This window comes from Ferruginibacter sp., assembly GCF_014377975.1.
Taxonomy (GTDB): domain Bacteria; phylum Bacteroidota; class Bacteroidia; order Chitinophagales; family Chitinophagaceae; genus Ferruginibacter.
In genome coordinates this window covers 1-6,789 of record NZ_JACMOO010000393.1, presented here as the reverse complement: position 1 = coordinate 6,789, position 6,789 = coordinate 1, and the positions used below count along the sequence as shown (strand labels likewise).

Annotated in this window: 3 protein-coding genes; all 3 read right to left on the bottom strand. The window is 38.1% G+C overall.

Going from position 1 to position 6,789, the window contains the following annotated elements:
• Positions 1-164: 164 nt before the first annotated feature.
• The gene (locus H7254_RS19420; protein ID WP_301934552.1) at positions 165-1,724 is read right to left on the bottom strand and encodes a SusD/RagB family nutrient-binding outer membrane lipoprotein; all 1,560 of its coding nucleotides are present in this window, start codon (positions 1,722-1,724) and stop codon (positions 165-167) included.
• A 31-nt stretch (positions 1,725-1,755) separates the two neighbouring features.
• Positions 1,756-5,139 carry a SusC/RagA family TonB-linked outer membrane protein gene (locus H7254_RS19415; RefSeq protein ID WP_301934551.1) on the bottom strand — a complete coding sequence of 1,128 codons (3,384 nt, stop codon included), beginning with the start codon at positions 5,137-5,139 and terminating at the stop codon, positions 1,756-1,758.
• A 990-nt stretch (positions 5,140-6,129) separates the two neighbouring features.
• Positions 6,130-6,789, bottom strand: a 660-nt coding sequence (locus H7254_RS19410; protein WP_301934550.1) for a glycoside hydrolase domain-containing protein, incomplete at its 5' end; no start/stop codon positions are given.

Genomic DNA, 6,789 nt, shown 5'->3' with positions numbered 1-6,789 from the left:
GGGTTTGATTACTTAACAGTAGTTGACAATCGCCTGCCAGGCCGTTCATAAGGTCTCAATTAAAAGTGCTGTAAATCAATAAAAAAGCGCTATCCTAACCCGAAATTAACGGGTAGGGATAGCGCTTTTTAAACCAATAGCTAAAGTGCAATCAGCAAAACTATTTATTTATTCCACCACATTTTAGTAAGTAAATCATCCGGGCCCTGTACTTGCAAAGCTGCTTTATAATTTACGGTATTAATGGTTTGTTCAGATAGCGGATACCTGGTACGGCGTGGCCATGCACTGATAGCACTGGCAGAGCCAATAACTGTTTCTTTTGGCACACCAGTCCTTCTCCATTCTGACCAGCCCTCAAAGCCATTATATAATAAAGCGAACCATTTTTGAATCCTTATTTTATACAACTTTTCATCTGTAGTTCCGGTATAAGCAACACCAGGTTGAGTAAAATAACCAGCACCTGGCGCAATATCAGAAGATTTTGCAAAGTGATGATCCGTAGAAGGAATGGCTTGATTTAATACATCAAGCCTGCTTCCATCATAGGCAAATTGGTCATTGATACCATTCATATAATAGGTTGCTGCATCTGTTGCAACGGTTATCAATCCGCGTTCTTTTGCCTCTGCTAAAATAAATTGAACTTCAGCATAAGTTAATAGTAAACCTTGCGCTGCTATTGGAGATGCATAAAGTGGATAACCTACCAGTGGCATCAGGATAGGTGACTCCTGAGATTGAAAATTTGTTCCACCACCATAAGATGATTCTGCCGTTCCGTAACCATTAGGCACAGCTCCGTATTGAGGAGAACCTGTTCCATAACTGGCTGGAGTAGGCATTGCAAAAAAAGCAATCCTCGGATCGTTCAGGTTATTTAAATTGGTTTTAAGCGTAGTACTTAAATGATAATCGCCAATGGCCGGATTATGAAAAGCAGGAAACTCATTATTTAGTTCAGTTGTAAATTGTAAAGCAGCCTGGTCTGCATTTGAAGTAAAAAGCGGATAAGTAACTGCATCGCCTGCAATGGTATTCATTTCAGTACCTACATTAATTTTAGCACCGGTAACACCAGACATCCGCATCAGCATTCTCAGGCGCAGACCGTTAGCAAATTCTCTCCAGCGCAATGCGCTGCCGCCCATTAATATATCGGAATTTATTGGATCCGTACCAGTTGCTAAAAGCGTATTTGCCACTTTTAAGGAATCCATCAATGCATAATAAATATCTTCCTGTTTATCATAAACTGGTGCAAAGTTTCCGGTCGATTTACCATGTACAGCTTTGCTACAAGGCATATCACCAAAATTATCAGTCATTACCTGAAACATCCACGACCTTAATACCAATGCAACGCCTTCGTTATTTTTATCCCTTTTTTGATGGCTCAATACCCGAAGGTTTTCTACATCCTTTAACTGGTCAAAAAAGTTCCAGAGAAAACCACCTTCTGTTTGGCTGGCTGTCCATGCATCATCAAAACCACTGTTATACTGATTGGCATAATAATCACCCACCACACCGGCGCCAAATTGTGATATGTAGGCATAATTACGAACAGAATTTTTAATAATTGCGGGTACTAAAAGTTGTTCGTTTGCAATTTGCTGCGGGCCGTTTGGGTTTTGATTGATGTCATCAAAACGCTTGGTGCACCCGATGGTAAACAATAACCCGAGGGCCATGCTTCCTGTAAATATTTTTGCGTTCATTCTATTTGAATTAATAAATTAAAAGATAATATTAGAATACAATACTTAAGTTGACACCAAAACTTCTGGTAGTTGGCAAACTTAGATTTTCAAAACCTCCAACAAGACCTTGTCCTGAAGAAGCAGCTGTTTCCGGATCGAATTGGTTATTTTTTGTAAACAATAAAAGATTACGGCCTACCAAAGAAAAATTAATATTTTGAATAGGAAGATGACCGTACATTTTCTTAGGAAAATTATAGCCAATTTTTGTTTCCCGCAGTTTAACAAAGGTTCGGTTAACTAACTGCGCCTCAGAATTATGATCATAATACCTCTTGTAAAAATTGCGTGGCCCTGTTCCATTTAAACCTTTACTGTAAGAACCATCAAAAATTTGCAGGTTACGAAGATAAGAACCGTCTGTTTGCAGTACGCCCCCATCTCTGTAATAATCAGTATTATAAACATCATCCGGAGCATGTTTTAGTCTTGCACCAGCCGTTTCAATTAACTGACCAGCACCAGTAGCTTTATTAATAAAACGAGAAACCATTACACCTCCGTAATTCATATCAAAAAGAAACTCAAGATATACACCTTTGTAGGCTATACGGTTGGTAATACCTGCTGTCCAATCAGGATTAATGTTACCCAGGTAAATAGAAGTAGGCGTAATTTTCGGACGTCCGTTTGAACCAATAACCGGCATTCCTTTTAATGGTCCATCGGGTACCCGTTGAAAGCCAGGGCCATACAAGGACCCCATCCTTTGTCCTACCCGTGCTTCAATGGTTGCATCTTCGCCGGGAGCAGCCTGTACAATATTATCAACACCAGGGGCAAGCGATACTACTTTACTGATATTACGGGCAAAGTTGATCATCATGTTCCAGGTTATGCCATTGGCTGAACGAATGGGAACTGCATTTAATTGAACCTCAAATCCTTTGTTGGAAATTTCGCCTGCATTAATTACCCTGCCGCGATACCCGGACGAAACGGGTGCAGTAAGTGAAAGGATTTGGTTTTTAGAAGTAGTACTATAGGCAGTTACATCCAAACCTAACCTGCCTTTAAATAAAGAAAGTTCAGCACCAATTTCTGCCGTACTTGTTTTTTCTGGTTTTAAATTTGAATTATTTAAAGTTGAACTTTCAGATAGCGAAGGAAGACCATTCCATAATTGCTGATAATTATAGGAAGTTAAAATTGAGTAAGGTTCTGCATCATTACCTGCCTGGGCGTATGCAAGCCTTAACTTTAATAAGTCAATCTTATCAGACATTTTAAAAATCTTGTCAAAAAGAATACTACTATTAACAGAAGGATAAAAATAAGAATTGTTGGAAGCAGGCAAGGTGCTGGACCAATCATTGCGGCCAGTAATACCTATAAAAACTTTACCCTGATAATCACTTTGTGCAAATGCATATACACTATTTGTTTTGCGATGTTCATCACCGGCTGAAACCTGCACCGCAACATTGCTATTATTTAAACTATACACACCAGGAATAACCAATGCTCCTGCAGAAGAATTACGCTGACTGCGAAATCTTTCCATCGAATTTGCACCTGCTGAAAAACTCAAATGAAAATCTTTAATATTCTTTCTATAACTCGCCAGTACATCATAGTTATTTTCCTGGTAACCTAATTGTGTTTCAGAGTAAGATCCCTGCATGGCATTAGAACTGCTTAATGCAATTCTGCTTGGCCGGAAATCACTAAAATAATCTGTACCGGCCCTTGCAGTTATAGTTAAATTGTCCAGTATTTTGTAAGTCAATTTTACATTACCGTACAATTGATTTTTAATTTGAGCGCTTGTATTTTCGTACGCATAGAAAAAAGGATTGTCATGGCCATTGCCGTAATCCTGCGAGAACTGCTGAATTCCCTGTAATCCTGGCTGCCAGTAGTTTCTAAGGCTATTAATATCCACATTTCTATTAAACCATACAAACTCGTACATGGGCGTTCCATGATCGTACCCTAAGTTAGGTCTGCTGCTGCTATTTGTATTTGAATAGGTAACAACTGCATCAGCTGTTAACCTGTTGGATAATTTAAAACCTGTTTTAAGGTTAAAGGAATTGCGGGTAAGGTTGTTGTTTGGCACAATACCGGTTTCAGCATTATTAGTGTAAGAAAAACGATAATTTGCTATTTCATTATTTCCGGATAGTGCTACAGAATTATACCTTGAGTGGCCAGTCACAAAAAAATCTTTCATGTTATTAGGGTGGGCAATATATGGAGTGGCAATAATATCTCCCCTGTTAGGCAGGTTAACATCTCCGCCACGAAAACCGTTTTTAGTAGGCCCGTCAAATTGGGTAATGAGCTGACCATTTAATGCTGGTCCCCAGCTTTCATCCCAATCTTCATTAACACCATTAGGATAGGGCGTTCCACCTTGACCAAAATTAGATCCCTGGAAATTACCATCTGTTCCACCACCAAATGAATTCTGAAATTTTGGAAGCATCAATGGATTTTCCCATGTATAACCACTGGTTAATGATACACCCATACCCTTATTACCTTTACCAGATTTAGTGGTAATAACCAATGCGCCATTGGCTGCTCTGGAACCATATAGTGCAGAAGCCGCAGCTCCTTTTAATACATTCACCGATTCAATATCTGCCGGGTTTATTTCGTTTAAACTACTACCATAATCCGGGCTTGTGCCCCCACCGCTATTGATAACAGGATCGTTAGAAACCGGTACCCCATCTACAACAACCAGTGGTTGATTTTTAAAATAATTTAAAGAAGATTCTCCGCGGATAGTAATGCGTGCACTACTGCCTACACCATTGCCCGAAATAATATTTACACCTGCTACCCTGCCAGATAAGCCATTTACAAAATTGTTATCCCGCGCTTCATTCAGTGTTGAACCTTTTACCTCCTGGGTTGCATAACCTAAGGAAGCCTTCTTTTGTACAATACCCAGGGCAGTTACAACAACCTGTCCCAGTAAAGCATTCTTTTCTTTAAGCTTAACAGACAATGCACTTCTGGGTATGCCTTGTTTTACAACAAAGCCATTTATAGTTTCCGGATAGTATCCTAAAAAAGTAAAACTGTAATCATATTGGATACCAATTGATAATTTACGAAAAAGAAAAACACCATTTTCATCAGTTACAGAATAAGCAGTAGCCTTGGTAGTTAAGTTACGGGCCATCACAGTTGCACCGGGTAAAGCCTCTCCTTTTTCGGATAGTACAATACCAGTTACATCAGTAGTTGATCCCACCTGTGCAGTACTGCGTTGCCCCATAACAAGCAGCAGACATACAATACAACATTGCAATACTTTTTCAGTTAATGAACGGGCATTGGTTGTATGCCTGGTAAAAGGCGGAACATTCATTTTTTTAAAGAAAATCCACCTTAGCAGGATGATTGTTTTTTTCATTCTAGTGAGTTTTTTGATTGTGCAAATTGCAGTAGAAAATATTAAAGTAACATTATGTTTATGTTAATCAGTTGAATAATTGCATAAAAAATTAGTCTGGCAGCTGATTGCCGGAATCGTTTATTTTGGATAAAAATATTATTTTTTTTTTTGACATAAAATTCAACAAACGTTTGCGTGATTTTTAAATAAAACAGACAGTAATTTTTAATTACTGCCGCCATAACTTTTATGCAAAGTGCTCACATCAATTAGTGAGTGAGTTCGATAAAAAATTTAGATAGTGTAAAATCGTTTGAATTTATTATTCCCTGCAACTATTTGATGAGCCTTGAATAATTTTATTTTTTAATTGAATGATTCTGCCTTGGTAACAGTATTTTGGTTAATATAATAATTTAACGGAGGTAACCGCAGTAGTTAATTTTTATCAAGCCGTTTTTATTTTATGACGAAGGGAAATGGCTATTGCTACTCTTTTTTATTTTTATAAAAAGCAAGTTCTGCTTCATGGAAAGCGTCTATTGCTCTTAACCAGTCATTCGTTTGCAGTATGGTTTATGCTAATGGATGAATATTTAATATCAAAAAGATTGAACTGAAAAACTGAATCGAAAATAGGTTGTAAGCTAATATGGGCGTGGCTTATATTTCGCAATTACAAATACTTTACAACAAGAAACAGGCTACAAACAATTTTTTAAGCCTAAACAAAATACAGATAATACAATAAAAAATAAAATGCCCCCAACTAAACCGGTAAGCGGCGAACATAGCGCTGTATCGTTACAACATTAAAAGTAGTGCCGGTTTAATATAAAGAGACGTTCCTATAAAGTATAAAAATTTCACACAAAGCTACAAAGGCCGCAAAGCAGTGCGTATTGGCTAAGATACCTTTGTATTCGTTGCGATCTTTGTGTGAAATTTACTTTTGATACCGCCTCTTTTTTAGTTGCTTAATTTTTGTTGTACTGTAAACACAAAATATTATTTCCAGTTTTTATTTGGCAGTGGGCCCATTTCAAAAACCAGGTTCTTACCATTAATAATATTTGCATGGCTGATAAAAGGATGATCAATCGCCTTACCATCCAGCCGTGCACTTTGAATGTATTTATTTTCAGTAGAAAGTTTATTTGCTGTAATGGTAAATATTTTTGGTTGGTTGCCTGCCTTATATTTTAAAGTAAGTTTTGGAAACTGTGGTGCACCGATCGCATATATGCCCGAAGCTGGTGTTACAGGATAAAAGCCCATCACGCCAAAAATATACCAGGCTGCCATTTGGCCGCAATCTTCATTGCCATTTATACCCAGCGGGGCATTGCGGTAATTTTCTGTTGTATGCTTTCTTATCAGCTCCTGGGTTTTCCAGGGTTCTCCGCAATAATCATACAGGTAACTGTAATGATGCCCCGGTTCATTGTCATGGCGGTAATGGTTACCACTAAAGTTCTCATCCAGTTTAGCGATGAATTTTTCTTTCCCTCCCATCATTTCAATCATCCCGGGAATATCCTGCATGGCACCGAAAAGGTAGGTCCATTGATCTCCTTCTGTAAAACCATCCTGCCGGCCCAATTTATTTTTTGGATTGAAATGTAAAAACGTACCATCTGCATTTTTGGGAATTAAAAAGCCGGAGGT

Coding starts and splice junctions, on each gene's coding strand:
- H7254_RS19420 (WP_301934552.1), bottom strand. CDS start 1,724: ATGAACGCAAAAATATTTACAGGAAGCATGGCCCTCGGGTTATTGTTT.
- H7254_RS19415 (WP_301934551.1), bottom strand. CDS start 5,139: ATGAAAAAAACAATCATCCTGCTAAGGTGGATTTTCTTTAAAAAAATG.